A 25,742-nucleotide genomic window follows, 5' to 3' on the forward strand; every position below is an offset into this window, starting at 1 on the left:
ATAGTCGAGTTGCTTGATCGACTCGTCTGAGACACTGGACTCGTGCGAGTTTCCGCGAAGTCCGACTACGCCCTGCGGGCGCTGATCGAGATGGCGGGCCGCACCGACCGCAAGGCCGTCAGCGCCGAGGAGCTCGGCCGGGTCCAGGACATCCCGCACGGCTTCCTGCAGGCGATCCTCGCCGACCTGCGCCGCGCGGGCATCGTGATGTCGCAGCGCGGGCAGTCCGGTGGCTGGCGGATGGCGCGCGAGCCCGAGGGCGTCTCGGTGGCCGACGTGATCCGCGCCGTCGACGGGCCGCTGGTCTCGGTCTACGGGCTGCGTCCCGAGGCGGTGGAGTACAACGAGTCCGCCGAGGTGCTCCAGCACGTGTGGATCGCGGCCCGCCGCTCGCTGCGCGACGTCTTCGAGCAGGTCTCGATCCGGCAGCTCGCCGACCGCGACCTGCCGGCACAGGTCACCGAGCGCACCGCCGACGAGGACGCCTGGCAGCCGCACTGACGCCCGGCGTCGCTCGACCGGGTGACTAGCCCATGGCAGCGGCGAGCCGGGCCTTGAGCGTGGCCTTCTTGCGGGCCAGCTTGGCCACCCGCGCCTCGAGCTCGTCGTTGTGCTCGCGCAGCCGCGTCGTCTCCACGAGCAGGTCGGCCAGGGCGTCGGTGGCCGAGGCCAGGCGCTGGTCGGTGGTGCTGGTGTCGGCGGCGTACGCCGCTCCCAGCGCCAGCGGGGAGGCCGGCTGCAGGTGGGCGGTGTCGCCCACCAGGCTGTAGCCGCCCTCGGCGACCGCCTTGGCCCAGGCGTCGGCCAGGTCGCAGAGCTCGTCGTGCAGCTCGGGCGAGAGGCCGCCCGTGGTGCTCTGGCCCAGCCCGTCGGGCTCGTGGACGCGCAGCTGCTCGTCGAGCGCGGCGCGCGACTCGCGGACCTGGGCGCGGCCGTCGACCGCACGGTTGACGTGGCGCAGCACGCCCAGGCCGACCGGGCCGAGCGGGCTGCGCTCGGGCTCGCGCATCGGCAGGCCCTCGGCCTGGACCCCGACCAGCTCGGCGATGGTGCGCCAGGTGGCCTCGGTGCGGTCCTGGCCGGGGGCGGGCACGACGACGTGCAGGCGGTCGGGGCTGCGCAGCTCGGAGCGCCAGCGCTGCAGGACCGCGGCCACGTCCTGGCCGGCCCAGAAGTCGCGGGCCTCCTCGGTCTCGCGGCCGCTGTCGAGCACGCGGCGCGAGTAGCGGCGCAGCGAGAGCGACCCGCCGGCGCGCACCGCCCCCGCCCAGCCGTCGACCAGCTGGGAGGCGGGGTCGCGCAGCGTCGCCACGACGTGCACGTCGAAGCCGCCCAGGGAGTCCAGGAGCAGCGCTACCTGGTCGGGCGACGCGCCCGCGAGCAGCTCCTCGCTCACGACCACCGCAGCGTGTGCGGTGGCGCCCTGCTTGCGGGCGCGCCGGACCAGGTCGGCCCAGGCGCCCTCGACCTCGCGCCGCTTGAAGCCCCAGGCCTTGTGCAGCCGCCGCATCTCGATCGCGGCGCGCAGCGAGTCGTCGGGGGTGCGGGCGGGGCTGCGTACGCCCAGCTCCAGGAGCCGCTCGCGGTGCTCGGCCAGCCCGGCCGCGACGCCGTCGGCGCCGGAGTGCTCGAGCCCGATGTGGAGGACGAACCTGCGCTTGCTCATGGTGCTCACGCTCGCAGCGCCTCGCGGCGGGCGGGTGAACTGCGGGTGTCGTCGCCGTCACGGCTCGTCGACGCCCTGGCCTCGCTCCCGTCCTGGCGCTAGAACATGTTCCACTTCGGTCCTACGATGCCTCGCATGACCACCTCGCTCCCGCCTGCCATCAGCTCACCCGCCGTGGAGTGGCACGCCACGCTCGACGAGCACCCGGCCCGGACGGCGTCGATGCGCTCGTACTCCGCGGTGGCCAAGGGCGACCTCGAGGAGTGGCTCGGCGTCTACGCCGAGGACGCGGTGCTGGAGGACCCCGTCGGTCCCTCGATGTTCGACCCCGAGGGGCGCGGCCACCACGGCCACGAGGGCATCGCCGCGTTCTGGCGCCTGGCGATCGAGCCGATCGCGACCTTCCGGTTCGAGATCAGGGAGTCCTTCGCCAACGGCTCGACCTGCGCCAACGTCGGCACCATCCACACCGCCTTCGCCGACGGCGGCTCCACCCACACCGACCTCGTCATGGTCTACACCGTCGGCGACGACGGCCGGGTGCGCTCCATGCGCGCCTTCTGGGAGCCCGAGCGCACGATGGCCACCTACCGCGCCCCCTGACCCGGCGGCGGACCTCAGTCCTGGCAGTGCCGCGCCAGCCACTCCACGAGGGGACGCAGGGTCCGCCAGTCGTCGCGCACCAGGTCGAGGGCGGCGGGGGTGTGGATGACCGGCTCGAAGCCGTGGGATCGGCCCAGCGTGAGCGACTTGTGGCGCAGCAGCTCGATGCGCGGGTGGTCGGCGTCGAAGCCGCGCGGCGAGGTCTTGAGGCGCTCGCCGCCCAGCTCGAAGCCCTCGGCGACCGCGGCGGCGACCAGCGACTCCAGCTCGGGGCCGAACCGCTCGTGGGCCACCGCCTCGCGGAACGAGGCCAGCCGGGTGCCCGCGGCCTCGTAGAACCCGGCCCCCGTGCGCAGGCCGCGCGGCGAGATCTCGACGTACCAGCCGGTCGCCGGGCCCACCGCGACGAACGCCCCCTGGTGGGTCTTGTACGGCGTCTTGTCCTTCGCGAAGCGCACGTCGCGGTAGGGCCGGAAGATCTTGGCCTGCCCGAACTCCGGCTCCAGGGCCTGGCACAGCGCCGTCATCGGCGCCTTCACCGACGCGGCGTAGACGTGCTTGTGGGCCTCCCAGTACGACTTCGTGTTGTCGACCTCGAGGTCGTCGTAGAAGTCCAGGGCGGCGGACGGGAAGCCGGTGAACTCACCGGGGGCCCCGCCCGCGCCGCTGGTCGCTGGTGGAGTCATGCCCCGAGCCTAGGACGCCGCGAGCCCACCGGGCGGGTGACCTCAGACGCCGGCGGCCCAGTGGTCGGCGACGATGCTCGCGGCCTCGCCCTCGACGGTGTGCAGGAGGTCGCTCGCGTCGTGGTGGTTGCCGGGGGTGGCGGCGGCCAGGAGCGCCTCCTCGCCGTGCCCGTCGCTGAACTCCGGCGGCACGACGGCCAGCAGCCACACGCTGCGGTCCGTCATCGTCAGGTGCACCAGGTGGGTGTCGTCGTGGGGGAAGAACCCGACCTTGACCTGGCCGGCGGCGACCGGCAGGGAGCGGGTGGGGCGGTTCTCCCAGGCCGGCGGGGAGTAGAGGACCCGCACGATGCGGCCCCGGTCGGGCGGGAAGCCGTCGACCAGCTCGCGCAGCTCGACGCTGAGGTCGCGGCTGCGCGGCCACCACCCGCCGTCGAGGTGGTCGTGGCCCTGGTGCTCGGTGAGCCGGAGCCGCAGGTGGCCGGCGTCGGGCGGTCCGGCCGGCGAGGAGGCGGGGGAGGAGGGTGCGGTGGCCGTCGTCATGACGTGTGCCTCTCGACCGTCCGCGCAGCGGCCCGGCGGGCTCGAGCGGACGGTCATTCGCCTCGAGAGTACGCCCGAGGGGGCGGGGGAGGCATTCGTGGAGCGGACGACGAGACTCGAACTCGCGACATCGACCTTGGGAAGGTCGCGCTCTACCAACTGAGCTACGTCCGCACGCACCACCGAGGTGGTGCGCGGCCATGCTAGACGATCACGCGCCGGCCGGTGCGATCCGGGTGTACTCGGGGTAGCGCGGTGCCATCCCGTCGCCCGACGAGCGTCCGGTGACCCGGCGGTGCACCCACGGCACCAGGAAGCTGCGCACCCAGGTGGCGTCGGTGCGCAGCCGCTGCGCCCACGACGTCGGGCCGGGGTCGGCCAGCACCAGCGGCTCCAGGTCGTGGGCGACCCCGAGGGTGTCGAGCACCTCGATCGCCATCCGCTGGTGGCCGGCCGGGCCCATGTGCATCCGGTCGGCGTCCCACATCCGCCAGTCGGCGTACTCGCCGAGGTGCCAGTAGTCGAGCACCCGCGCGCCCTGGCGGGCGGCGATCTCGCGCACGCCCTCGCTGTAGCGGCGGAACCGGTCGCGCACCAGCTTGTACGTCGCCGAGCCGCCCGGGTCGGCCGAGGTCCACACGAGCACCTCCGCCCCGGTGGCGCGCAGCCGCGCGATCATCTCCTCGTACGACGCCAGCAGCGTGTCGAGGTCGACCGAGGGCCGCATGATGTCGTTGGCACCGGCGTAGACGGTGACGAGGTCGGGCCCGAGCGCCAGCGCCGGCTCGAGCTGCTCGTCGAGGATCGGCGCGAGCTTGCGACCGCGGATGGCGAGGTTGGCGTAGGCGAAGCCGGGGTCGTGCGCGCCCAGGACCTCGGCGACCCGGTCGGCCCAGCCGCGCACCCCGTTGGGACGCGCGGGGTCGTGGTCGCCGACCCCCTCGGTGAAGGAGTCGCCGAGGGCGACGTAGCGGGCGAAGCGGGGGCTCGAGCTCATGGCCACCATTCTCCCCGGTGCCCGGCTGCTCCCGCGGGCGGGTCGCGGGCGGTAGGTTGGCGCCCGTGCTCCTCAGCGACCGCGACATCATGGCCGAGATCGACGCCGGGCGGGTCGCCCTCGACCCGTTCGACCCCACGATGCTGCAGCCGTCGTCGATCGACGTGCGCCTCGACCGGTTCTTCCGGGTCTTCGAGAACCACAAGTACCCGCACATCGACCCGGCGGCCGACCAGTCCGACCTGACCCGGATGATCGAGCCCGAGGGCGACGAGGCGTTCATCCTGCACCCCGGCGAGTTCGTGCTCGGCTCGACCTACGAGGTCGTCTCGCTGCCCGACGACATCGCCGCGCGCGTCGAGGGCAAGTCGTCCCTGGGCCGGCTGGGCCTGCTCACCCACGCGACCGCCGGCTTCGTCGACCCCGGTTTCAGCGGGCACGTCACCCTCGAGCTGGCCAACGTCGCCACGCTGCCGATCAAGCTCTACCCCGGCATGAAGATCGGGCAGTTCTGCTTCTTCCGGCTCACCTCGCCCTCGGAGCACCCCTACGGCTCGGAGAAGTACGGCAGCCGCTACCAGGGTCAGCGCGGCCCGACGCCCTCGCGCTCGTTCCAGAGCTTCCACCGCACCACGATCTGATGGCTCCGGCCGACGACCTGCGCCCCGACGAGGACCGCCCGGTCTTCCTGCTCGGCACGGGCTGCCAGAAGGGCGGCACGGCCTGGCTGCACGACTACCTCGGCTCCTCCGCCGAGACCGACCTGGGCTTCATGAAGGAGTACCACGTCTGGGACCGGCTCGACCTCGACGAGGACCTGCCCGGGCTCAAGCGGGTGCTCAAGCGCGGCCGCACCGCCCTGGACACGCTGGCCACGGGCGGACGCAGCGCCGACGTGCGCGCGCTGCGCCAGGCCACGTTCATGCTCGACCCGGACTCCTACTTCGACTACTTCGCCTCGCTGGTCGGGCCCGGCCGGGCCCGGCTGACCGGCGACCTGACGCCGGCGTACGGCGGCCTCGGCGCGCCGCGCCTGGCGATGCTGCGCGAGGGCGTCGAGCGGCGCGGGCTGCAGATGCGGGTGCTGATGTCGCTGCGCGACCCCGTCGAGCGGATCTGGTCGGCGGTGCGGATGATGCAGATGCGCCAGCCCTCCCGCTACCCCGGCGGCTCGGCCGACTGGGTGCGGCGCCTGCACACCGGCGACGAGGTCGCGGCGCGCACCCGCTACGACCTGACGCTGGCGCGGGTGCGCGAGGCGCTGCCCGCCGACCAGGTGCACGTGGTGCTCTACGAGACGCTCTTCGAGCCCGCCTCGCTGGCCGCCCTGACCGCCGACCTGGGGCTCTCCCCGATCGAGCCCGACACCGAGTCCCGGCCCAACCAGACCCCGCGCACCACCGAGGTGCTGCCCGACGAGCTGGTGGCCCAGGTGGCGCGGCACTACCGCGACGTCTACGCGGGCATCGACCAGGCCTACCCCCACCTCGACGTCGGGTCGCGGTGGGCCTCGGCCCGCTTCCTGTGAGCGGGCCCGCGGGCGCCCGGGCCCGGCTCGAGGCCGAGCGCGCCGAGGTGCTCGAGCGGCTCGCGCTGCTGCGTGCCGACCTCGAGGGCTTCCGTGCCGCCTCCGAGCGCGACAACGCCGACGACGAGCACGACCCGGAGGGCGCCACCATCGCCTTCGAGCGCTCCCAGGTCGCCGCGCTGCTGCGCGAGGGTGAGCGGCGCCTCGGCGACCTCGACGCGGCGCTGGAGCGCGAGGCCGCCGGCACGTACGGCGTGTGCGAGCGGTGCGGGCGCGACATCCCCGCCGCGCGGCTCGAGGTCCGACCGGGCGCCCGCACCTGCGTCGCCTGCGCGTCGCGCTGAGCCGTAGCCCCCGGCGGGGGCGCCGGCCTCAGGGGTCGAGGCGGTCGGCGACGCGCCGCAGGCCGCGCGCCAGCCGGTGCCGCGGCAGCGTGGTGGCGGGCATCCGGGGCGCGCGGGCGCGCACCAGGCGGTCGCTGACCAGCGCGCGGGCCTCGGCCTCGATCATCGTGTGCTGCTCGTTCATGGGGCTCTCCCTGGGTCGATGTGTGGTGGATGGTGCGGAGGGGGCAGGGCAGGGGTCAGGCCTCGTGCAGGGTGACGTCGCCGCTGACCAGGACGCCGTGCACCTCGACGTGGTCCTGCCCGTCGGCGGGCGCCCCGGTGGGCGGCAGCGCCGAGTGGATGCGGCCCGAGAGGGTGCGCACGTCGGCCCAGACGGGGGTCCCCGGCGCCACCCCGACGCGCAGTGCACCCGAGGCACCCTTGACGTCGACGCGGCCGCGGGTGATGCGGCCCAGGAGCAGGTCGCCGCTGCCCGAGCTCATGGAGACGTCGCCGCCGGCCTCGTCGACGCGCAGGTCGCCCGAGCCGGTCTTGAGGGTGAACGCGCCGGCGCTGCGGCGCACCCGCACGTCGCCGGACCCCGTGGAGACCGTCGCGTCGGCGCCGAGGTCCCCGAGCAGCACCTGCCCCGACCCGGTCTTGACCCGCAGCCCGGCCCGCGCGTGCTCGACGCCCAGGTCGCCCGACCCGGTCTCGACGCTCGACTCGCCCTCCAGGACGTCGAGGCGTACGTCGCCGGAGCCGGTGCGCACCCGGGTGGCGCCCGCCACGCCCTCGACCACGACGCCGGCGCTGCCGGTGCGGATCGCCGGTCGGCTGCTCGGCGGGGCGCTGACGTGCACCTGCAGGGGGCTGGTGCCGGCGCCGAGCAGGCCGCGGCGCGGCGCGACGACGCTGACGGTGCCGCCGTCGTGGTCGACCGCGACCTGCGCCGCGTCGCGGCCCTCGACGCGGACCGTGGTGGTGCCGGTCCGGTCGGTGAGGTCGAGGTGGACCAGCCCGCTGCCGATCTCGACGTGCAGGTCGACGGGGTCGGGGGTGGTGAGCTCGTGGTGGGTCATGGTGGCTCCTGGGATGCCGGGGACGACTGGGATGAGGGTGTGCTCGTCCGCGGGACCGGCCGGAGGGCCGTCCCTGCGGGTGCGCTGGTGGTCGGGGAGGTGTCGGTGCCGGTCAGATCCAGCCGTTGAGCCGGCGCCCGCGACCGCCGCCGAAGGGGAGGGAGGACAGGTCGACGTCGACGCGCACGGCCCGGTCGCCGCTCTCGCTGGTCGCGTCGCGCACGACGCCCACCAGCCAGTTGTTCAGCGACGTGCCCGCGCGGGCCGCCAGCTCCTCGGCGCGGGCCTTGACCGGCTCGGGCAGGCGCAGCGTGACCCGGGCGACGACGCCGTCGTCACCCTCCTCGGTCGACGGGGGCGGGGGCGGAGGAGGGGCGGGCGCCGGGGGCGGAGTGGTGTCGACGACGAAGTCGAGGTCGCGGCCGTCGAGCCGGACGTCGACGCTGCCGGTCGGCAGCGCTGAGGTGATCTCGGCCGCTGCGTGAGAGACGGCCTCCATCAGGGCCAGGCGCACAGCCGGGTCCAGGGCGTAGGTCAGCCGCTCCGTCGCGGAGCGCACCTCGGGGCCGCCGGCCTCCGCGGCGGCGAGCAGGTCGTGGCGCAGGCGCTCGACGTACGGGGAGATGTCCATGCGCACCACTATGACGCCATGGTGACGCCACTGCAAGAGGTAGTGACGTCATTTCTGATGTCACAGTGGCGTCACTCGGGTCCGCGACCCTCCCCCGGAGGGGTGGCTCGTCGTGCCGCGTCCGGCACTAGCCTCCACTGGTTGCGCAGCACAACGACCGGACAACGACCGCTGTCCGCGGGCGCCACGCGAGTCTCTCGGAAGGACGGCTGTTCGATGACCACGGTCTGGGCCGGCGACACGATCATCTCGGCGCACCCCGTCGACTACCTGATCATCGCCATCTACTTCGGCTTCGTGCTGACGATCGGGGTGGTGGCGCGCCGCCAGGTCTCCGACTCGGTCGACTTCTTCCTGTCCGGGCGCTCGCTGCCGGCCTGGGTCACCGGGCTGGCCTTCATCTCCGCCAACCTCGGCGCCGTCGAGATCATGGGGATGAGCGCCAACGGCGCGCAGTTCGGGCTGCCCGCGGTGCACTACTTCTGGATCGGCGCGATCCCCGCGATGCTGTTCCTCGGCGTGGTGATGATGCCGTTCTACTACGGCTCGCAGGTGCGCTCGGTGCCCGAGTTCATGTACCGCCGCTTCGGCACCGGGGCCCACCTGGTCAACGCGATCTCCTTCGCCGTGGCCCAGCTGCTGATCGCCGGCATCAACCTCTACCTGCTCGGCAGCATCATCCAGGCGCTGATCGGAATCGACCTGATCATCGCCCTGGTCGTGGCCGCGGCCGTGGTGCTCAGCTACATCACCCTCGGCGGCCTGAGCGCCGCGATCTACAACGAGGTGCTGCAGTTCTTCGTCATCGTGGCCGGCCTGCTCCCGCTGACCCTGCTGGGCCTCTCCCGGGTCGGTGGCTGGGACGGGCTCAAGGAGCGCATCGCCGCCGACGCGGGCGGCCCCGGCGTGCCCTCGGCCGCCGAGCAGCTCAACTCCTGGCCCGGCACCGCCCTGACGGGCTTCTCCTCCGACATCCTGTCGGTGGTCGGCATCGTGCTCGGCCTGGGCTTCGTGCTCTCCTTCGGCTACTGGACCACGAACTTCGTGGAGGTCCAGCGCGCGATGGCCACCGACTCGATCTCCGCGGCCCGCAAGACCCCGATCATCGGTGCCTTCCCCAAGATCTTCATCCCGTTCATCACCATCCTGCCCGGCATGATCGCCGCCGTGCTGGTCAGCGAGATCGCGCGCACCAAGGCCGGCGAGCAGGTCACCGGCGGGGCCGAGGGCACGGTGCAGTACAACGACGCGCTGATCTACCTGATGCGCGACCTGCTGCCCAACGGCCTGCTCGGTGTGGCCGTCGCCGGCCTGCTCGCGGCGTTCATGGCCGGCATGGCGGCCAACATCTCGGCGTTCAACACGGTCTTCAGCTTCGACCTGTGGCAGCGCTACGGCGTGCAGGACCGGCCCGACCGCTACTACCTGCAGGTGGGTCGTCTGGCGACCGTCGGCGCCACCGTGGCCGCGATCGGCACCGCCTACCTGGCCTCCAGCTTCTCGAACATCATGGACTACCTCCAGACGCTGTTCGGCTTCTTCAACGCCCCGCTCTTCGCGACGTTCATCCTCGGCATGTTCTGGAAGCGGATGACCGCCACGGCGGGCTGGGCCGGCCTGGTCGCCGGCACGTCGGCCGCGGTCCTGGTGGGCTTCCTCGCCGAGGGCACCCTCGGCGGGCTGAGCATCGGGGTGCTGGCGCTCAGCGGCCAGGGCGCCGCCTTCGTGGCCGCCGGAGCGGCGTTCGCCGTCGACATCGTCGTCAGCGTCGCGGTCTCGCTGGTCACCGCCCCCAAGCCCGAGGGCTCGCTGCGCGGGCTGGTCTACTCGGAGACCCCGCGCGAGGAGCGCACCGACCCCGACGAGGCGTCGTACCCCTGGTACCGCCGCACGGTCCCGCTGGCGAGCATCGCGCTCGTCATCGTCATCGCACTCAACGTGGCCTTCTGAGGAGACCCCGATGCCTGAGAACACCACCCCCGAGACCACCCCTGAGTCCAGCGCCGGGTCCAGCACCGGCGGGACCCGGCGCCACCAGGCCGGAGCCTTCGACATCCGCAACATCATCGGGTGGCTGATCGGCGCGTACGGCGTGATCCTGGTGCTGATGGGGGCCTTCGCCGACCCCGAGACCGACAAGACGGGCGGCGTCAACGCCAACCTGTGGGCCGGGATCGCGATGCTCGTGGTCTCCGCGGTCTTCCTGGGCTGGGCCCGGCTGCGCCCGGTCTACGTGCCCGACGGGGCCGCCGACGACGACTGACGTCCACAGCGGCCCGCCGGCGCCGGCCTCTCCACAGGCGGCCCCGCGCGCCCGGCGCGGGAGGCCCGCCCCGGGCAGGGTCGGGCCATGGACGAGATCTCCCGCCTGCTGCGCGACCAGGGCGGCGTCGTGGCGCGCCGACAGCTGCTCGACCTCGAGGGCGTCGACCGGGTGGGCGTGGCACGGATGCTGCGCCGCCGCGACCTGAGCGAGGTGCACCGCGGGGTGTACGTCGACCACACCGGGCCGCTGGACTGGGCCCAGCGCGCGTGGGCGGCGGTGCTGTGGGCGGCGCCCGCCGCGCTGTCGCACGAGAGCGCACTGCGCGCCGCCGAGGGGCCGGGCCGCCGTGGCCGCGAGACCGACCTCCTGCACGTCACCGTCGACCGCGGCCGGCGCCTCGACCCGCCCCGCGGGGTGGTCGTGCACCGGGTCGACGGCTACGCGGCGCGGGTGCGCTGGAACGCCGGACCGCCACGGGTGCGCTACGAGGAGGCGGCTCTCGACGTCGCGCTCGCCTGCGACGACGAGCTGGCCTCGATCGCGGCACTGGCCGACGCCTGCGGCTCGCGGCGCACCACCGCCCAGCGGCTGGTCGCCGCCCTCGACGCCCGGCCCTGGGCCCGGCGCCGCGCCTGGGTCGGCGGGGTGCTCCTCGACGTGGCCGAGGGCACCTGCTCGGTGCTCGAGCACGAGTACCTCACCCGGGTCGAGCGTGCCCACGGGCTGCCGGTCGGCAGCCGGCAGGCCCGGGCCCACCACGAGGGACGCACCACCTGGCAGGACGTGGTGTACGCCGAGCAGGGCGTGGCCGTCGAGCTCGACGGGCGCCTGCACCACTCCTCGGTGCGCCAGCGCGACCGCGACCTCGACCGCGACCTGGCCCACGCCGTGGCGAGCGCCGGCGGCGAGACGCTGCGCATCGGCTGGGGCCAGGCGGTCGACCGGCCCTGCGCCACGGCCCGTGCGGTGGCGGCGGTGCTGACCCGTCGCGGCTGGACCGGGCAGCTCCAGCCCTGCGCAAAGTGTGGAGCCCCGGACCAACCAGGTTGATCCGGGGCTCCACACTTCTCGTCGGCTGCTCTGCCGACCTGCTCAGAGGTCGAAGAGCGACCCGGACCCGTCGATGTCGACGTCCGTCCTCGGCGTGTGCGTCGCGCCGCTGGAGGCCGGCTTCGGCTTCTCCTCCTGCGCGGGCTCCTCGGCCTGCGCCTCGGCCGGCTCCGGCTCTGCCTCCTCAGCCGGTGCCTCCTCAGCCGGTGCCTCCTCGACGACGGTCTCGGCCGCGGCCGGCTCGGGGGCCGGCGTCTCCTCGGCGGTGCCGGCGGCCTGGGTGGCGGCCGCGCTGAGCGCGGCGCCGTCCGGGACGTCGGTCGAGGCAGCCGAGGCAGCCGAGGCGGCCGTGGCCTCGGTCTCGGTGGGCTCCTCAGGCTGGGCGGCCTGCGGCTCCGGCTGGGCCGGGGCGGCGGGACGCTCGACCGTCGTGGCCTCGGGGGCCTCGATGTCGAAGAGCGAGCCCATCGCGTCGAGGTCGACGTCGGTCTTCGGCGCGGTCGCCGACCCGGACGCGGCCGGGGCTGCTGCCGGAGCAGGGGTGGCCTCCGCTGCCGGGCTGGGCTCGGCTGCGGGCTCGGGCTCGGGCTCGGCCTTCGCCTGCGGCTCGGGCTCCGGCTCGGCCTTGGCCTCGGCCTTGGCCTGCGGCTCCGCGGGCGCGGGGGCGGCGATGTCGAAGAGCGACCCGCCGCTGGAGAGGTCCGGGGTCTCCGCCTTTGGGGTCTCCGCCTTCGGGGCCTCGGCAGCGGGCGCTGCCTCGGTCGTCGCGGGCTCGGTCTTGGCGGCGGGGGCCGCCGGCTCGTCGGCGCTGATGTCGAAGAGCGAGCCGCCCGAGCCCAGGTCGGCCTCGGCCGCCGGGGCGGCCTCGGTCGGAGCAGCCTTCGGCTCCGCCTCGGCCGCCGGCTTCGGCTCGGTCTCGGTGGCCGCGGCCTCGGGCTCGTCACCGCCGAGGTCGAAGAGCGAGCCACCGGAGCCGAGGTCGTCGGCCGGCGCGGCGGGCGCTGCCTCGGCCTCGGGCGCCGGCTCGGCCTTCGCCTCGGGCTTCGTCTCCGCCTGTGCGGGCTCGTCGCCACCCAGGTCGAAGAGCGAGCCGCCGGAGGACTCGGGCTTGGCAGCCTGGGCCTCCTCGGCGACCGGCTTGTCGTCGGCCGCGGTCTCGGGGGTGTCGAAGAGCGAGCCGCCCGAGGTGGCCCCGGCCGGCTTGTCGTCGGCCGCGGCGGCGTCGGGGGAGTCGAAGAGGCTGGAGCCGCCGCTGGCCTTCGCCAGCGGACCGGCGTCCTGGGTCTCGACGACGGTGTCGTCGGTGATCGTCTCGTCGCCGGCCTCGGGCTCCGCCTTGGTCGCGACGTCCTCGGCGGGAGCAGCAGCGGGAGCGGCCTTGGCGGCCGGGGCCGCCTTGGCGGGGGCGGCGGCCGAGCCGGGCGCGGCCTTGGTGGCCATCTCGCCCTTGACCGAGGCGAGCAGCATCTGCGCGACGTCGAGGACCTCGACCTCCTCGCGGGCCTCGCCCTTCGACTGCTTCATGGTCAGCCCGTCAGAGAGCATCACGCGGCAGAAGGGGCAGCCGACGGCGATCTGGTCGGCGCCGGTGCCGACGGCCTCGTTGGTGCGGTTCATGTTGATCCGCTCGCCGGTGTTCTCCTCCATCCACATGCGCGCGCCACCGGCGCCGCAGCAGAAGGACCGCTCGGAGTTGCGCTCCATCTCGACGACCTCGGCGCCGGGGAGGATCTGCAGCAGCTCGCGGGGCGGGGTGTAGACGCCGTTGTGGCGACCGATGTAGCAGGGGTCGTGGTAGGTGATCGAGCGCTTGTGGGCGCCCGCGCCCTCCTGGACCGGGGTGAGCTTGCCCTCGCGGACCAGGCGGTTCAGCAGCTGGGTGTGGTGGACCACCTCCAGCTCGATGCCGAACTCCTTGTACTCGTTCTTGAGGGTGTTGAAGCAGTGGGCGCAGGTCGAGACGACCTTCTTGACCTTGTACTCGGTCAGCGTCTCGACGTTCTGCGCGGCCAGGCCCTGGAAGACGAACTCGTTGCCGGCCCGGCGGGCCGGGTCGCCGGTGCAGGTCTCGCCGTTGCCGAGCACGCCGAAGGAGACCCCGGCCATGTCGAGCAGCTCGGCGACCGCGCGGGTGGTCTTCTTGGCGCGGTCCTCGTAGGCGCCGGCGCAGCCGACCCAGAACAGCCAGTCGACCTCGTCGAGGGACTCGATGTCCTCGCCGACGACCTTGACGTCGAAGTCGAGGCCCTTGGCCCAGTCCATGCGGGCCGAGGCCGACATGTTCCAGGGGTTGCCCTTGTTCTCCAGGCCCTTGAAGAGGCCGTTGAGCTCGGCGGGGAAGTTCGACTCGACCAGCACCTGGTAGCGGCGCATGTCGACGATGTGGTCGACGTGCTCGATGTCGACGGGGCACTGCTGCACGCAGGCGCCGCAGGAGGTGCAGTTCCACAGCACCTCGGGGTCGATGACCGCGGAGCCGTTGGTCGGGTTGTAGAACCACTCGCCGTCGTCGAGGCCGTCCATGCGGCCGCCGGTCTCGCCGACCAGGGGACGCTCGACCTCGGTGGCCAGGGCGGTGTCGCCCTCGAGCAGCGCCGCGCGCTCGTCCTCGCCCGCGCGCAGGTAGGGAGCCTTGGCGTACGTCGCGTCGCGCAGCGCGGTGATCAGCAGCTTGGGCGAGAGCGGCTTGTCGGTGTTCCAGGCCGGGCACTGGCTCTGGCAGCGGCCGCACTCGGTGCAGGTGGTGAAGTCGAGCAGGCCCTTCCAGGAGAAGTCCTCGACGGCGCCGACGCCCAGCTTGGCGTCCTCGTCGAGGTCCTCGATGTCGTCGAGGCTGACCCGCTCGCCGTTGTTGGTCAGCGGCTTGACCGCGCCCAGGGCGGTGGTCGCGCCGTCGGTGTCGCGACCGGTCGACTCGCGCTTGAAGAAGATGTTGAACCAGGCGGTGAAGCGGTGCCAGGCGACGCCCATGGTCAGGTTGGAGGAGATGACCATCAGCCAGATCATCGCCAGGACGACCTTGATCATCGCGATGACCACGATGGTCGTCTCGAGGGCGGCCTCGTTGCCGGCGACCCCGGCGGGGAAGAGGGCCTCGCCGACGACGCTGGAGAGCGGGAAGTGGAAGGGCGTGAAGTCCTCGGCGTGGGTGGAGTCGATCTGGCCGAGGTTGTACTCCGCGCCGCGGATGAACAGGATCGCGGCGCTCTCCACGAGCACGAAGGTCTCGACGAAGTAGGCCTGCCACTGGTTGGAGCCGAAGAAGCGGCTGCGGCGGCCCTTGTCGCGCGGGTGGTTGAGCTGGCGGTGCACCGCCAGGAAGATGATGCCGATCGTGCCGAGCAGGCCCAGCCCCTCGCTGACCCACTCGAAGAGGAAGAAGTGGCCGATGACCGGCAGCGCGAAGTCGGGGTTGAACAGCTGCACGTAGCCGGTGGCCACGGCCGCGGAGAGCACGATGAAGGCGGCGTACACGAACCAGTGCATCGCCCCGATCCAGTGCCACTGGAGCATCCGGGTGTGCAGCATCGACTCCTTGAGCAGCGTCACCGTGCGCCGCGCGGGGTTGTCGGTGCGGCTGATCGGCGTGCCCACGCGGACGGTGGCGACGATCGAGCGCACCGCCCGCACCGTCATCGCCACGGCGACCGCCGTGAACGCCAGGGACACCACGATGGCGAAGGTCTGCATGCGGACGTGCTCCTCGGGTTCTGTTGGCGCGCGGCTTCCTGCGCGCCTGCGTGAGCCTAGGCCCCTGTGTCGACGCCGTCAGGCGTCGGCGGGGGTGAGATGCAGCCTACCGGGCGGTAACTTCAATGCCAGCGACCGTCTGCACCGCGAGCCGCCCGCCGGGCCACGACGGTCAGGCCACGACCGGCCGCTCACGAGCGGCGTACGCCGCGCAGCCTGCCGCGCTTGGTGAAGGTCGCGGTCATCTCGACCTCGGCGCCGCCCCGCGTGGAGCAGAAGCCGAAGGTGCGCCCGAGCCGGGTGTAGGGCTGGCCCACGACCTTCATCACCTGCCGCGTGCTCATGCCCCGGTCGAGACGGCGCTGCACCTGGGCGACCGGCAGCTGCCGCTCGGGGTTGCGGCAGGAGTCGGGGGCGATGCCGTAGGCCCGCTCCCACATCTGCAGGTAGCCCTCGGCGCCGCGCGCCATGTCGTCGAGCACCGCTGACCCGTCGCCCTGCTGGGCGTCGGCGACCTTGCCGAGGTCCTCGATCCAGTCGGGGTAGAGGCCGTACTGCGCGACGCCGTCGGCGTTGACGTCGTAGACCCGCTCGCCGGCACGCTGCTGGCGCACGGTGACGCCGCCGAGTCCCTTGAACGGGTAGGTCACCGGGTTGGGCACGTCGGCGCCGCGGGGGTCGCCCTGGGCGCCGAGGCCGTTGATGTCGGCGCCGTAGCCCATCGCGAAGTAGTAGCGCTCGTCGGCCCAGCCGACGTGCGTGCGCCACTTCTCGACGAAGCCGGTGGAGTCGCCGGCGTAGGGGGTGATGAAGCCGCCCAGCTCGTAGATGCGCGGGTAGGCGTCGGGGGTCGACCAGGAGTGGCTCGAGAGCAGCCCCTGGTAGCCGAGCTCCTCGACCTGGTCGAGGGCCTGGTTGCGGGCCTTGACGCTCATGTGGTCGGGGTCGAAGACGATCTTGCGCTTCGCGAGGCCGTCGATGGTGTGCTCACCCAGCGTGGTCAGCCCGCGTGCGTTGCAGTGGTTGGTGCGCGGGTAGAGCGAGAGCGCCGGCAGGTTCAGCGACCCGAAGAGCTGCCCGATGGCGCCGAAGAGCGCGTCCTGCTGGTCGGCGGAGATCTCGGGCGCCGCCAGCGTCTGGTTCTTGTCGTGGTTCTCGGTGTCGGCGGGGGTGCAGGTGCGCATGTCCCAGAAGGTGCCGGTCTCGAGGAAGTTGGCGGCGTTGACGGCCACGCCGGTCTCGCCGGCGTCGCCCGCGATGCCCGACAGGGCGTTGTCGAACTTGTTGACCAGCTCCATCTGGCGCACGCCCAGGTCGTGCATCTCGTCCATCTGCTGGTCGATGGTCTCGGCGTCGCACTGCGCGAGGTCGCCGCCGGGCAGCTTCTTGAACGTGCAGCCGAAGGGCACGGAGGTCTCGATGCCGAGGATCACGGCCATCTTGCCCTCGTTGATGACCCGGCGGGCCTCGAAGGGACTGGTCACGATCCGGTAGAAGCCCTTGCCCGGGCCGCCGAACTGGGCGTCGACATAGTCCTGGAACTCGAAGGTGCGCTGGATCTGCAGGCGCACCGAGTCCATGTCGTCGCAGGAGTTCCGCTTGAGCGGGTAGAGCTGGCACAGCTGGTTGTTCTCGACCAGCAGGTTGGTGAACAGCCGCTGCCCGCCGCGCCAGGCGCGCTCCATCCAGCGGTAGTAGGTGCCCTCGTGGGTCAGCGAGGCCGGCGCCGGCCAGTCCGTGAAGGTCGGCCAGCCGACCGGGTCGTGGCCGACCTCGCCCGACAGCGCGGTCTCGAGCAGCGCGCCGTAGCCGCCGGTGATCGTGTGGTCCTCGCAGTCGGTCAGCGCGACCTCGGCGCCGAAGCGGTCCCACGGCTTGCCGCAGTGCACCTCGCCGCCCAGGAACTCGTAGGCCATGTGGTGGGTGTGCGCGTCGACGTAGCCGCGCACCTCCTGGAAGGGCGTGACGCCGGTGTGCGGGCGCCCGGAGACGTCGACCTGCGCCTCGGGCCAGGTCGCGCAGCCCTTCGCGGTGGTCAGCCGGAACGCGGTCCGGCCGTCCACCTCGAGGCGCTCGCCGGCGTTGGCCAGCGAGACCAGCCGGCCCTTCTTCGAGGCCCGCCAGACGGTGGCGTCGCTGGGCTCGGCGGCCCGGCCGCCCCCGGCGGCGACGAGCTGCTCGTCGGGGGTGAGCAGGAGGTACTCGCCCAGGTCGGTGGCCTGGAAGTACGTCGGCTCGCCGCCGGGCACGAGCGTGTAGCAGCCGCGGGCCATGGCGTAGCGGGTGCGCGGGTGGGTGCTGCGCTCGGGGTAGGCCCTGGTCGAGCCGAGGCGGGGGTCGCGGCGCGCACGTTCGCTGGCGACGTACGCCGCCGCCGCGGCGCGCTCGGCCGCGGTCGTGGGGTCGCGGGTCTCGGCGCCGACCTCCTCGCCGGCGCGCGAGACCGCGTTCTTGGTCGCCGGGTCGACGTCGAGGCGCACCTCGTGGCCGTGGGCGTCGGTGAAGGGCAGGGTGCCCTGGCCGCTGGCCGCCTCGTGGGCCGCCCGCAGGCCTCCGCGGGCGCGCTCGCCCTGTGCGCCCGTCGGGCCGGCGGGCTCCCCGACCACGCCGGGCACCACCACGGCCGCACCGACCACCAGCGCGGCGCCGATCGCGGTCCAGGCCAGGCGCCGGGTGGTGCCCGGCTCGCGCGGGGGACGGGTGGGGGACGGGCTGCGACGCATGGGGACCTCCGGAGGGAACGTGACAAGAAAGTGACACATGTTCACTGAACTGTCGAGACGCTCGTCACAGTGTGGGCACCGCGTCGTCGTCGCGCCGGGCTTTCGCGGAGGTCGGGCTCCTGCGGGTCAGTCGTGGTCGGGGCGCGGCACGCCCGGCAGCGCCGCCGTCGGTCCGGCGGCCACGGCCACGGCGTCCTCCTCGTCGCGGGCCAGCCCGGCGACGGCGGCCAGGATCAGCGCCGCGCCGACCAGTCCGGCAGGGCCCAGCCGCTCGCCCAGCACGACCGCGGCCAGCAGCGCGGCCGACAGCGGCTCGACGAGGGTGACCAGGGTGGCGGTCGAGCCGCGGGTGGTGCGCAGGCCCGCGTAGAAGGCGGCGTACGCGGCGGCCATGGTGAAGACGCCGAGGTAGGCCAGCAGCGCCAGCGCCTCGGTGTCGGTGGTGAGCAGGGGGCCGCCGCCGAGCAGGGCCAGGGGAGCCAGGACCAGCACCCCGACGCCGGTGGTGGCCGCGGTCAGCACCAGGGGCGGGGTGCCGCGGGCCAGGTCGCCGCCCCAGCCGGTCGCCAGCGCGTAGAGCACACCGGCGGCGACGGCGACGGCGAGACCGGCGGCCGGCCGGGGCCCGACCGCGCCGGCGCCGTGCCCGGTGGCGGTGGAGACCAGGACGAGGCCCGCCAGGGCCGCCGCGACCACGAGGAGCCGGGTCGGGCTCGGCGCCCGGCGGGAGGTGATGGCCTCGCCGACCCCGAGCAGCACCGGCGCCAGGCCCAGGCTCACCACGGTCGCCACCGTGACGCCGGCCCAGGTGACGGCGAGGAAGTACAGCAGCTGGTAGCCGGCCGTCGCGAGCCCGACGGCCAGCACCCGGCGCGGGCGCGCGCGCAGCAGCGCGACCAGGCGGCCCCCGGCACGCTGGGCCAGCACGATCGCGAGCAGGGCGGCCAGGGCGAGCGCCAGGCGCCACGCGCTGATGGTGGGCACCGTCATCGGCACCCGCTCGCGCACCAGCTGGACCACCAGGCCGCCGGTGCCCCACAGGAACGCGGCGAGGGCGATCTGCGCCACGCCCCACCGGGCCGCGGCCGGGCTCGTCACCATCGCGCCTGCCTTCACCGGGCCCGCCCGCCGCCCAGGCGGCGGGTCAGCTGGTCGGCGGTGCGGCGCACCTCGCCGGCCAGCCTCTCGACCGTGGTCGGCCCGTCGACGCCACCCGCCTCGGCGACCTCGGCGACCGGGTAGGTCAGCGCCACGCCCGCCACGGGGTGCTCGTTGTGGTCGCGCACCGCGGCGGCGACGCTGGCCATGCCCTCGCTCACCTCGCCGTCCTCGGTGGCGTGGCCGCGCTGCCGGGTCTCGACGAGCAGCTCCTTGAGGGCCCGGGGGGTGCGCGGGCCCAGGCCGGTGCGCTCGACCATCGCCTCGGGGCCCGGGAAGATCGCACGCACCTGGGCCGCCGAGAGCCCGGCCAGCAGGGCGCGGCCGCTGGCGGTCAGGTGGGCCGGGAGGCGCACCCCCACGTCGGTGACCAGGGGCGGGCGGCCGGGGGCCCGCTCCTCGAGCACGTAGAGCACGTCACGACCGTGCAGCACCGCGAGGTGGGCGTTGTGGCCGGTGCGGTCGACCAGCGTGGCCAGGGCCCGGCGGGCGATGCGCTGCAGCGGCACCTGGCGGGCGTAGCCCGAGCCGACCTCGAAGGCGGCCACGCCCAGGCCGTAGAGGTGCTCCTCGGGCAGGTGGGTCACGAAGCCCTCCTCGACCATCACGCCGAGCAGGTGGTACGCCGTGGAGCGGGGCAGGTCGCAGGCCCGGGCGATCCGGTCGACCGGCACCGGGTCGGGCTGGCCGGCCAGGAAGCGCAGCACCCGCAGCGTGCGGGTCGCCGCCGGCACCTGGGTGCCGGGGCGGCGCGGCGGGGTCGGGGCGGGCTGCATGAGCGCAGCCTCCCAGACCCGCCGGGCGGCTCAGGCGCGGTGTCGGCCCTCGGGGTCGGTCACCTGGTCAGTGGCGGGGGCGGTGCCGGCCTCGGTCTCCCGGTGCGGGTCGAGCTCGTCGGCGGCGCGCAGCCGGTCCTCCTGCTGCGCCTCGTCCTGGGCCAGCACCTGCTCGGCCAGGTCCACCTCGCGGTCGGCCTCGTCGGCGCGGGCGTGCGCCTCGTCGGCGCGCACCTGCGCCTCCTCGACCCGGTTGCGCGAGGCCGCGATCGGCTCGTCGTGGGCGGCCGCCTGGGTGCGCAGCTGGCCGGCCTGCTCGACCCGGGCGGCGCGCAGGCGGGCGTTGCGCTGCAGCAGCACCACCACGGCGACGGCGACGAGAGCGGCGACGACCAGGACGGCGATGACGAGGAGGACCAGGCTGGTGGTGGACATGGGGACCCCCTACCCCGATCGGGGCCTTCTCGAACCCGTTCACCCGGACGGGTCGGCGGCCTCATCCCAGGTCGTGCTCGTCGCGCACCGGCACCAGGCCCACGGCCAGCAGCGGGAAGAGACCGGCCAGCGCGAAGGCGGCGGCGTACCCGGCCCGGTCGACCAGCAGCCCGGCGAGCGGCGGCACGGCCGAGGCGGTGAGGTACTGCGCGGTGTTCTGGGCGCCCAGCGCCCGCCCCGACCAGTGCGGGCCGGCGCGCTCGGCGACGGCGGTGAAGGCCAGGCCGTTGTCGGCGACGGTCAGCACGGTGGCCAGCACCACCAGCGGCACCGCCACCGCCGCGTCCTGGCCCGCGGCCAGGCCGAGCGCCACCATCGTGGCTCCCGCGGCGACCGCCACCCAGCGCAGCGGCCGCAGCCGGCTGGCCACCACGTCGCTGAGCTGACCGGCCGCGATCCGGCCGAGGGCACCGGCGAGCTGGGCGCCGGCGACCAGGCTGCCGGCCGCCGCGGCCGACCAGCCGCGGTCGCTGACCAGCCACACCAGCGCGAAGGTCCACACCAGGAACTGCGGCACCACCAGCAGCACCGAGACTCCGTGGATGCGCGCCAGGTAGGAGTCGCGGCGGTAGGGGTTGGGTGCCCGCTCGCCGGCCCCGAGAGCCGGACGGGGCGGGTCGACGACCACGAGCGCGACCACGAGTGCCGCCGCGGCCGCGACGGCGACCGGGACGCCCAGCGCGGTCGCGACGCCGTACGACTCGGCGACGACGGCGATGCTGACGGCAGCCACCGCCACCCCGGTGGGCTGCGCCATCTGGCGCACCCCCATCGCCAGGCCGCGGCGGTGCGGCGGGAACCAGCCGACCACGACACGGCCGCTGGCCGAGCCGGTGCTCGCCGCGGCCGCGCCGGCCACCAGCAGGGCCACGAACAGCGCGACCGGACCGCGCACGGCCATGGCGACCAGGCCCGCGACGGCCGTCAGCGCGAGGCCGGTGACGAGCACGAAGCGCTCGCCGCGCCGGTCGGTGAGCAGGCCCCAGGCCACCAGGGTGAGCATCACGCCGATCGTCGGCGCGGCGGCGACCAGCCCGGCCTGCGGCAGGCTCAGGCCCTCGTCGCGCAGCACCGGGATCAGGAACGCCGGGCCGTGGATCGTCACCGCCGCCGCGCCCTGGGCCAGCGTGGAGGCGGCCAGCATCGCCCAGCGGTGCCGGCTGGTGGGCCGGCGCGCGGGCGGGGTCGTGGGCGCGCGGGTGGTCACCGACCCATCTGACGCCCTCCGGGGGCGGGGCGGCCACCTCGTCCCACGCCTCGGCGGTGTGAGAAACCAGACGGCCCGGGACGACGCCCCGCGTGCTGCGGGTCGTCGCCCCGGGCCGGTGCCGGGTGCGGGGGCTGGCTCAGCGGTCGGCGATCGTCATCTTCGACGTGGCCAGGTCGATGACCGCTCCGGTGCCGTCGAGCAGCGTGATGCGCAGCCCGATCATCCGGATGCCGTCCTTGATCTTCTTCCTCAGACCGGTCTCGATCTTGAGCAGGCCGGGGATCTCGAGGCCGTCGAGCTCCTCGAGGCTCTGCGCGTCGCCACCGCCGGCGGTGATGGCGCCGACCTTGGCCGAGGCGCTGCGCTTGAGCTTCCCGCTCTTGAGGCGGGTCACCTTCGCCCTCGACTCGATCGCGTCGAGCACCAGGGCGCCGTCGCCGAGGTCGAGCTTCGCGATGCGGGCGACCTCGGTGCCGACGGCCCGGCGGTTGGTCTGCTTGCCCTTCTGGCGGGCGCTGGCGGCCTGGACGACGACCTGGTCGCCCAGGTTGACGTCGGCGGCGTCGGTGGCGACGAGCTCGCCGTCGGTGCCCAGGCAGGGCATCACCTGCCGCACGACCCGGCCGACCTGGACCAGCTCGCCGAGCACCTTGGCCTTCACCGGGATGGCGCTGCCGCCGAAGATGCCGGTCTTGAAGCCCTTCTCGAGCTTGGACATGCTGCGCGCGAGCTTGACCGTGGTGCCGGTCGGGATCACCTCGACCACGACGCCGACGGCGTAGGCGCGCGAGCGGTTCTTGCCGGGCTCGGGTTTCTAGATCATCCGGCCCAGGGTGATGTTGGCCAGGCCCGGCACCGGGACGGTCTGCCCGGGCGAGGGGATCGGGATGGTCTGCGGGGGGCCCACCGGCGGGGTGAAGGTGATGCCGGCGAGCTTGGTGTCGGCGCTGGCCTTCCAGCCCGTCTTCGTGTCGAAGGAGGCCTTGGTGGTCGACACGATGCCGTCGATGGCCAGCTTGCCCAGCGGGGACTCGGCGAGCACGACCTCGGCGACCTTGTGCTTGGACCTCTGGAAGGTGGTGCTGCCCTTCTTCCGGCTCACCACCTTGGAGGAGACCCCGCGCACGGTGCCCAGGCCGGGGATCTCGCTCTCCTCGACGAAGTTGCGGTTCTGCTTGCCGGCGATGGTGGTGCAGGCCATCGAGCTCAGGGCCAGGCGGCCGGAGTCGACGGGCAGCTCGCCGCCCTCGACGGAGGTGCCGTAGCCGTTGCCCTTGAAGACGAAGGGGGTGCGGGTGCGCTTCTCGAGCACGGTGGGGGCAGACGCCGTGGCTGCGGTGGACTCCTCGCGCGGGGCCGGTTCGGCAGCGCCGGCGGTCGGGGCCAGGGCCAGGCTCAACGCCAGGGCCGCAGACGTGGCCAGGCTGGCCACCAGGGGGACGGGCTTGCTGAGGGACATGAGACTCCTTCGACGCGGGAGCCCGGTCCCGAGAAAGGACTCCGCGTGGTCGGTGGGGGGCGGTGCACGAGGGGTGGGGATGGTGCTGGTACGTACCAGTGTGCCGATCCTCGGCGCCGCGCGTGGCGTTTTCCCTCACCCGGTCGGTCAAGTCTCGCGCCGCCCAGCCGTACGACACACTGACGCCCATGAAGGCACTCGTGCTCGGCGGCGGCGGCATCACCGGCATCGCCTGGGAGACCGGACTGCTCACCGGGCTGGCCGCGGCCGGCGCCGACCTGGCCGGGGCCGACCGGGTCATCGGGACCTCGGCCGGCTCGATCGTGGGCTCGCAGGTCACCAGCGACACCCCGCTCGACGAGCTCTACCGACGACAGCTCCTCGAGCCCGGCGACCCCGAGGGACCGACGGAGGCGCCCTTGGCGGCGATCGGCCCGCGGGTGCTGGCGACGTACGCCCTCGCCATGCTGCGCGCCCGCGGCGACGTCGAGCGGTTCGGTCGGCTGCTGGGCGCCCGTGCGGTGCGGGCGGCCGCGCGCGGGCGGACCCCGAGCATCGCCGAGCGCTACGACCAGGTGCGCCAGCGGCTGACGACCACGCAGTGGCCGGAGCGCGACCTGGTCGTCACGGCCGTCGACGCCGAGACCGGCGAGCTGGCCGCCTTCCGCCCCGGCGGCGAGGTGGGCCTCGAGGACGCCGTCAACGCCAGCTGCGCGGTGCCGTGCGTCTACCCCGCGATCCCGATCGGCCCACGCACCTACGTCGACGGCGGGATGCGCTCGGGAGCCAACGCCGACCTCGCGGCCGGCTGCGACCGCGTGGTGGTGCTCTCGCCGCTGGACCGCTCGCTCGGCCCGATCCGCAGCGCCCGGCAGCAGCTCGAGGAGCTCGGTGTGCCGCACCTGGTGATCACCCCCGACGACGCCTCCCGTGCCGCCATCGGCAAGAACGTGCTCGACCCCGCCGCCCGGCCCGGCTCGGCGCGCGCCGGGCACGCCCAGGCGGCGGCGTACGTCGACCGGGTGCGCGAGCTCTGGGGCTGACCGCGCCTCAGCGGGGGCTGTCGAGCAGCATCGTGACGGGGCCGTCGTTGACGCTCTCGACCTGCATGTCGGCGCCGAAGCGGCCGCGCTCGACGTGGGCGCCCAGGCGCTCCAGCTCGGCGCAGAGCGCCTCGTAGAGCGGCTCGCTCACCGGGCCGGGGGCGGCCGCCGACCAGGAGGGGCGCCGGCCCTTGCGGGTGTCGCCGTAGAGCGTGAACTGGCTGACCACCAGCACCGGTGCGTCGACGTCGACGGCCGAGCGCTCCTCGCGCAGCACCCGCAGCTCCCAGATCTTGCGGGCGGTCCAGGTCACGTCGGCGGGGCCGTCGTCGTGGGTGACGCCGAGGTAGACCAGCAGCCCGGGCCGGTCGGTGTGGCCCACCACCTCCCCGTCGACGACGACGCGCGCATGCAGGGTTCGCTGGATGACGGCTCGCACGCGCCCATGGTGGCCCCCGCGAGCGCCGGAGCCTGGACGCCACCCCGCGCGTCGAGCAGTCTGTGCCCGTGGCCCACCCGCGGATGTTCGACGACGACGACCCGGTCCTGGCGCGGGTGCGCGCCCTCGCGCTGGCGCTGCCCGACGCGGCCGAGAAGGTCAGCCACGGGCGCCCGGCGTTCTTCACCACCAAGGTCTTCGCCTACTACGGCGGCGCGCTCAAGGCCGGCGGCGAGTGGGTGCAGCACCCGCGGTCGGTGATGGTGCTCGCCGACCCCGACGACCGGGCGGCGCTCGTCGACGACCCACGGGTCTTCGTGCCGGCCTACCTGGGACCCTCCGGCTGGCTGGGCCTCGACCTCGACCTCGAGCGCAGCGACTGGGACGAGGTCGCCGAGCTGCTCGACGCGTCCTACCGGCGCACCGCCGGGGCGCGCCGGGTGGCGCGCCTCGACGGCGGGTGAGGGCGTACCCAGCCCCGGCTCAGCCCCGCTCAGCCCGGCTCAGGCCTCGAGCGCCTGCACGGCGTCGTGGATGGCCAGGGTTCGCTGGGCCGACTCGACGTGCAGGTTCTCGACCATCTTGTTCTTGTAGGTCACCACGCCGGTGCCCTGGCCGTCCTCCCACGCCCGGATCAGGCCGCGGGCGTCCTCGACCGCCTCGGCCGAGGGTGCGAACTGCTCGTTGGCCGGCGCGACCTGGCCGGGGTGGATCAGGGTCTTGCCGTCGAAGCCCATCTGGCGGCCCTGGGCGCACTCGGCGAGGAAGCCCTCGGCGTCCTTGACGTCGTTGTAGACGCCGTCGAGGATCTGCACGCCCGCGGCGCGGGCGGCCAGCAGGCTCAGCGACAGCGAGGTCAGCAGCGGCGCGCGGCCCGGCACGTGCTCGGCGTACAGCTCCTTGACCAGGTCGTTGGTGCCCATCACCAGCACCGCGAGGCGCTCGGAGGCGGCCGCGATCTCCCGCACGTCGAAGATCGCCTCGGGGGTCTCGACCATCGCCCAGAGCCGGGTGCGGTCGGGGGCGCCGGCCTTCTCGAGGCTCGCGACGAGCGCGCGCACCTCGTCGGCGCTGTTGACCTTGGGCACCACGACGCCGTCGGGGCCGGCCTGGGCGGCGGCGACGATGTCGTCGTCGTGCCACTCGGTGCCGATGGAGTTGACCCGGATGGCCACGGTGCGTCGGCCGTAGGCGCCGGAGGAGGCGGCCGCGGCCACCTGCTCGCGCGCCGCGGTCTTCGCGTCGGGGGCGACGGAGTCCTCGAGGTCGAGGATCAGCCCGTCACAGGCGATCGACCTGGCCTTCTCGAGCGCGCGCTCGTTGGAGCCGGGCATGTAGAGGACGCTGCGCAGCGGGGTCACGTCGGTCATG

At 74.1% G+C, this 25,742-nt stretch carries 27 protein-coding genes and 1 tRNA gene; 10 read left to right on the top strand and 18 right to left on the bottom strand.

Annotation, left to right across the window (positions count from 1 at the left end; all coding sequences use genetic code 11):
- Window positions 1-42 precede the first annotated feature (42 nt).
- A complete protein-coding gene (locus JOE61_RS11955) occupies window positions 43-501 on the top strand; it encodes an RrF2 family transcriptional regulator (protein ID WP_193668380.1) in 459 nt (152 codons plus the stop codon).
- Between the two features lie 25 nt (window positions 502-526).
- On the opposite strand, the gene JOE61_RS11960 is transcribed toward JOE61_RS11955, so the two are convergent.
- Window positions 527-1,666 carry a hypothetical protein gene (locus tag JOE61_RS11960; protein ID WP_193668379.1) on the bottom strand — a complete coding sequence of 380 codons (1,140 nt, stop codon included), beginning with the start codon at window positions 1,664-1,666 and terminating at the stop codon, window positions 527-529.
- Between the two features lie 135 nt (window positions 1,667-1,801).
- Between JOE61_RS11960 and JOE61_RS11965 the strand changes: the two genes are divergently transcribed.
- On the top strand, window positions 1,802-2,269 hold the full coding sequence (locus JOE61_RS11965; protein WP_193668378.1) for a nuclear transport factor 2 family protein: 468 nt from the start codon (window positions 1,802-1,804) through the stop codon (window positions 2,267-2,269).
- Window positions 2,270-2,283: 14 nt separating this feature from the next.
- On the opposite strand, the gene JOE61_RS11970 is transcribed toward JOE61_RS11965, so the two are convergent.
- The 4 genes from JOE61_RS11970 to JOE61_RS11985 form a co-directional block, all read right to left on the bottom strand.
- A complete protein-coding gene (locus tag JOE61_RS11970; RefSeq protein WP_193668377.1) occupies window positions 2,284-2,955 on the bottom strand; it encodes a DUF2461 domain-containing protein in 672 nt (223 codons plus the stop codon).
- Window positions 2,956-2,997: 42 nt separating this feature from the next.
- Entirely contained in the window at window positions 2,998-3,498 is a 501-nt protein-coding gene (locus JOE61_RS11975) for a DUF5994 family protein (RefSeq protein ID WP_193668374.1), read from the bottom strand.
- A gap of 98 nt (window positions 3,499-3,596) precedes the next feature.
- Window positions 3,597-3,672, bottom strand: a tRNA-Gly gene (locus JOE61_RS11980).
- 37 nt (window positions 3,673-3,709) lie between these two features.
- Complete coding sequence (locus JOE61_RS11985) at window positions 3,710-4,495, bottom strand: SGNH/GDSL hydrolase family protein (protein WP_193668372.1); 786 nt, start codon at window positions 4,493-4,495, stop codon at window positions 3,710-3,712.
- Between the two features lie 65 nt (window positions 4,496-4,560).
- Between JOE61_RS11985 and dcd the strand changes: the two genes are divergently transcribed.
- The 3 genes from dcd to JOE61_RS12000 are packed head-to-tail and all read left to right on the top strand — an operon-like array spanning window position 4,561 to window position 6,367.
- Window positions 4,561-5,136: a dCTP deaminase gene (gene dcd / locus JOE61_RS11990; RefSeq protein ID WP_193668370.1), complete on the top strand. Its 576-nt coding sequence runs from the start codon at window positions 4,561-4,563 to the stop codon at window positions 5,134-5,136.
- Window positions 5,136-6,023, top strand: a complete 888-nt coding sequence (locus JOE61_RS11995; protein WP_193668368.1) for a sulfotransferase — start codon at window positions 5,136-5,138, stop codon at window positions 6,021-6,023. The genes dcd and JOE61_RS11995 overlap by 1 nt, the downstream gene beginning before the upstream one ends.
- A complete protein-coding gene (locus JOE61_RS12000) occupies window positions 6,020-6,367 on the top strand; it encodes a TraR/DksA family transcriptional regulator (RefSeq protein WP_193668366.1) in 348 nt (115 codons plus the stop codon). Before JOE61_RS11995 ends, JOE61_RS12000 begins: the two co-directional genes overlap by 4 nt.
- 28 nt (window positions 6,368-6,395) lie before the next feature.
- On the opposite strand, the gene JOE61_RS12005 is transcribed toward JOE61_RS12000, so the two are convergent.
- The 3 genes from JOE61_RS12005 to JOE61_RS12015 all read right to left on the bottom strand — a co-directional run bounded on the left by JOE61_RS12005 (window position 6,396) and on the right by JOE61_RS12015 (window position 8,062).
- On the bottom strand, window positions 6,396-6,551 hold the full coding sequence (locus JOE61_RS12005) for a hypothetical protein (protein WP_193668364.1): 156 nt from the start codon (window positions 6,549-6,551) through the stop codon (window positions 6,396-6,398).
- Between the two features lie 55 nt (window positions 6,552-6,606).
- Window positions 6,607-7,431, bottom strand: a complete 825-nt coding sequence (locus tag JOE61_RS12010; RefSeq protein ID WP_193668362.1) for a DUF4097 family beta strand repeat-containing protein — start codon at window positions 7,429-7,431, stop codon at window positions 6,607-6,609.
- A gap of 112 nt (window positions 7,432-7,543) precedes the next feature.
- Window positions 7,544-8,062: a pilus assembly protein HicB gene (locus tag JOE61_RS12015; protein WP_193668360.1), complete on the bottom strand. Its 519-nt coding sequence runs from the start codon at window positions 8,060-8,062 to the stop codon at window positions 7,544-7,546.
- Between the two features lie 216 nt (window positions 8,063-8,278).
- On the opposite strand from JOE61_RS12015, the gene JOE61_RS12020 reads away from it, so the two are divergent.
- The 3 genes from JOE61_RS12020 to JOE61_RS12030 all read left to right on the top strand — a co-directional run bounded on the left by JOE61_RS12020 (window position 8,279) and on the right by JOE61_RS12030 (window position 11,378).
- Window positions 8,279-10,012, top strand: coding sequence for a sodium:solute symporter family protein (locus JOE61_RS12020; RefSeq protein ID WP_193668358.1), 1,734 nt, complete (start codon window positions 8,279-8,281; stop codon window positions 10,010-10,012).
- 10 nt (window positions 10,013-10,022) lie between these two features.
- Window positions 10,023-10,325: a hypothetical protein gene (locus JOE61_RS12025; RefSeq protein ID WP_193668356.1), complete on the top strand. Its 303-nt coding sequence runs from the start codon at window positions 10,023-10,025 to the stop codon at window positions 10,323-10,325.
- Window positions 10,326-10,412: 87 nt separating this feature from the next.
- Complete coding sequence (locus tag JOE61_RS12030; RefSeq protein WP_193668354.1) at window positions 10,413-11,378, top strand: type IV toxin-antitoxin system AbiEi family antitoxin domain-containing protein; 966 nt, start codon at window positions 10,413-10,415, stop codon at window positions 11,376-11,378.
- Between the two features lie 42 nt (window positions 11,379-11,420).
- Here the strand turns inward: JOE61_RS12030 and JOE61_RS12035 are convergent, their stop codons facing one another.
- The 8 genes from JOE61_RS12035 to JOE61_RS12070 all read right to left on the bottom strand — a co-directional run bounded on the left by JOE61_RS12035 (window position 11,421) and on the right by JOE61_RS12070 (window position 22,889).
- Complete coding sequence (locus tag JOE61_RS12035) at window positions 11,421-15,068, bottom strand: (Fe-S)-binding protein (protein WP_193668352.1); 3,648 nt, start codon at window positions 15,066-15,068, stop codon at window positions 11,421-11,423.
- A gap of 191 nt (window positions 15,069-15,259) precedes the next feature.
- Window positions 15,260-17,791 carry an amidohydrolase family protein gene (locus tag JOE61_RS12040; RefSeq protein WP_193668350.1) on the bottom strand — a complete coding sequence of 844 codons (2,532 nt, stop codon included), beginning with the start codon at window positions 17,789-17,791 and terminating at the stop codon, window positions 15,260-15,262.
- Between the two features lie 126 nt (window positions 17,792-17,917).
- Window positions 17,918-18,892: a DMT family transporter gene (locus JOE61_RS12045; protein WP_193668348.1), complete on the bottom strand. Its 975-nt coding sequence runs from the start codon at window positions 18,890-18,892 to the stop codon at window positions 17,918-17,920.
- Window positions 18,893-18,903: 11 nt separating this feature from the next.
- Window positions 18,904-19,725 (bottom strand): IclR family transcriptional regulator, encoded by an 822-nt coding sequence (locus JOE61_RS12050; RefSeq protein WP_193668347.1) that lies wholly within the window; start codon window positions 19,723-19,725, stop codon window positions 18,904-18,906.
- Window positions 19,726-19,755: 30 nt separating this feature from the next.
- Entirely contained in the window at window positions 19,756-20,160 is a 405-nt protein-coding gene (locus JOE61_RS12055) for a hypothetical protein (protein ID WP_193668346.1), read from the bottom strand.
- Between the two features lie 61 nt (window positions 20,161-20,221).
- Entirely contained in the window at window positions 20,222-21,427 is a 1,206-nt protein-coding gene (locus JOE61_RS12060; protein WP_307822969.1) for an MFS transporter, read from the bottom strand.
- 139 nt (window positions 21,428-21,566) lie between these two features.
- A complete protein-coding gene (locus JOE61_RS12065) occupies window positions 21,567-22,196 on the bottom strand; it encodes a choice-of-anchor P family protein (RefSeq protein WP_193668344.1) in 630 nt (209 codons plus the stop codon).
- 48 nt (window positions 22,197-22,244) lie between these two features.
- Window positions 22,245-22,889: a choice-of-anchor P family protein gene (locus JOE61_RS12070; RefSeq protein ID WP_193668342.1), complete on the bottom strand. Its 645-nt coding sequence runs from the start codon at window positions 22,887-22,889 to the stop codon at window positions 22,245-22,247.
- A 188-nt stretch (window positions 22,890-23,077) separates the two neighbouring features.
- Between JOE61_RS12070 and JOE61_RS12075 the strand changes: the two genes are divergently transcribed.
- Window positions 23,078-23,932, top strand: coding sequence for a patatin-like phospholipase family protein (locus tag JOE61_RS12075; protein WP_193668340.1), 855 nt, complete (start codon window positions 23,078-23,080; stop codon window positions 23,930-23,932).
- Window positions 23,933-23,939: 7 nt separating this feature from the next.
- Here the strand turns inward: JOE61_RS12075 and dtd are convergent, their stop codons facing one another.
- Window positions 23,940-24,371 (bottom strand): D-aminoacyl-tRNA deacylase, encoded by a 432-nt coding sequence (gene dtd, locus JOE61_RS12080; protein ID WP_193668338.1) that lies wholly within the window; start codon window positions 24,369-24,371, stop codon window positions 23,940-23,942.
- Window positions 24,372-24,439: 68 nt separating this feature from the next.
- On the opposite strand from dtd, the gene JOE61_RS12085 reads away from it, so the two are divergent.
- Entirely contained in the window at window positions 24,440-24,835 is a 396-nt protein-coding gene (locus JOE61_RS12085) for an MmcQ/YjbR family DNA-binding protein (protein ID WP_204797227.1), read from the top strand.
- A gap of 39 nt (window positions 24,836-24,874) precedes the next feature.
- Here the strand turns inward: JOE61_RS12085 and JOE61_RS12090 are convergent, their stop codons facing one another.
- Entirely contained in the window at window positions 24,875-25,741 is an 867-nt protein-coding gene (locus JOE61_RS12090; protein WP_193668336.1) for an HpcH/HpaI aldolase/citrate lyase family protein, read from the bottom strand.
- Window position 25,742 lies beyond the last annotated feature (1 nt).

The organism is Nocardioides salarius (genome assembly GCF_016907435.1).
In the GTDB taxonomy this organism is placed as follows: domain Bacteria; phylum Actinomycetota; class Actinomycetes; order Propionibacteriales; family Nocardioidaceae; genus Nocardioides; species Nocardioides salarius.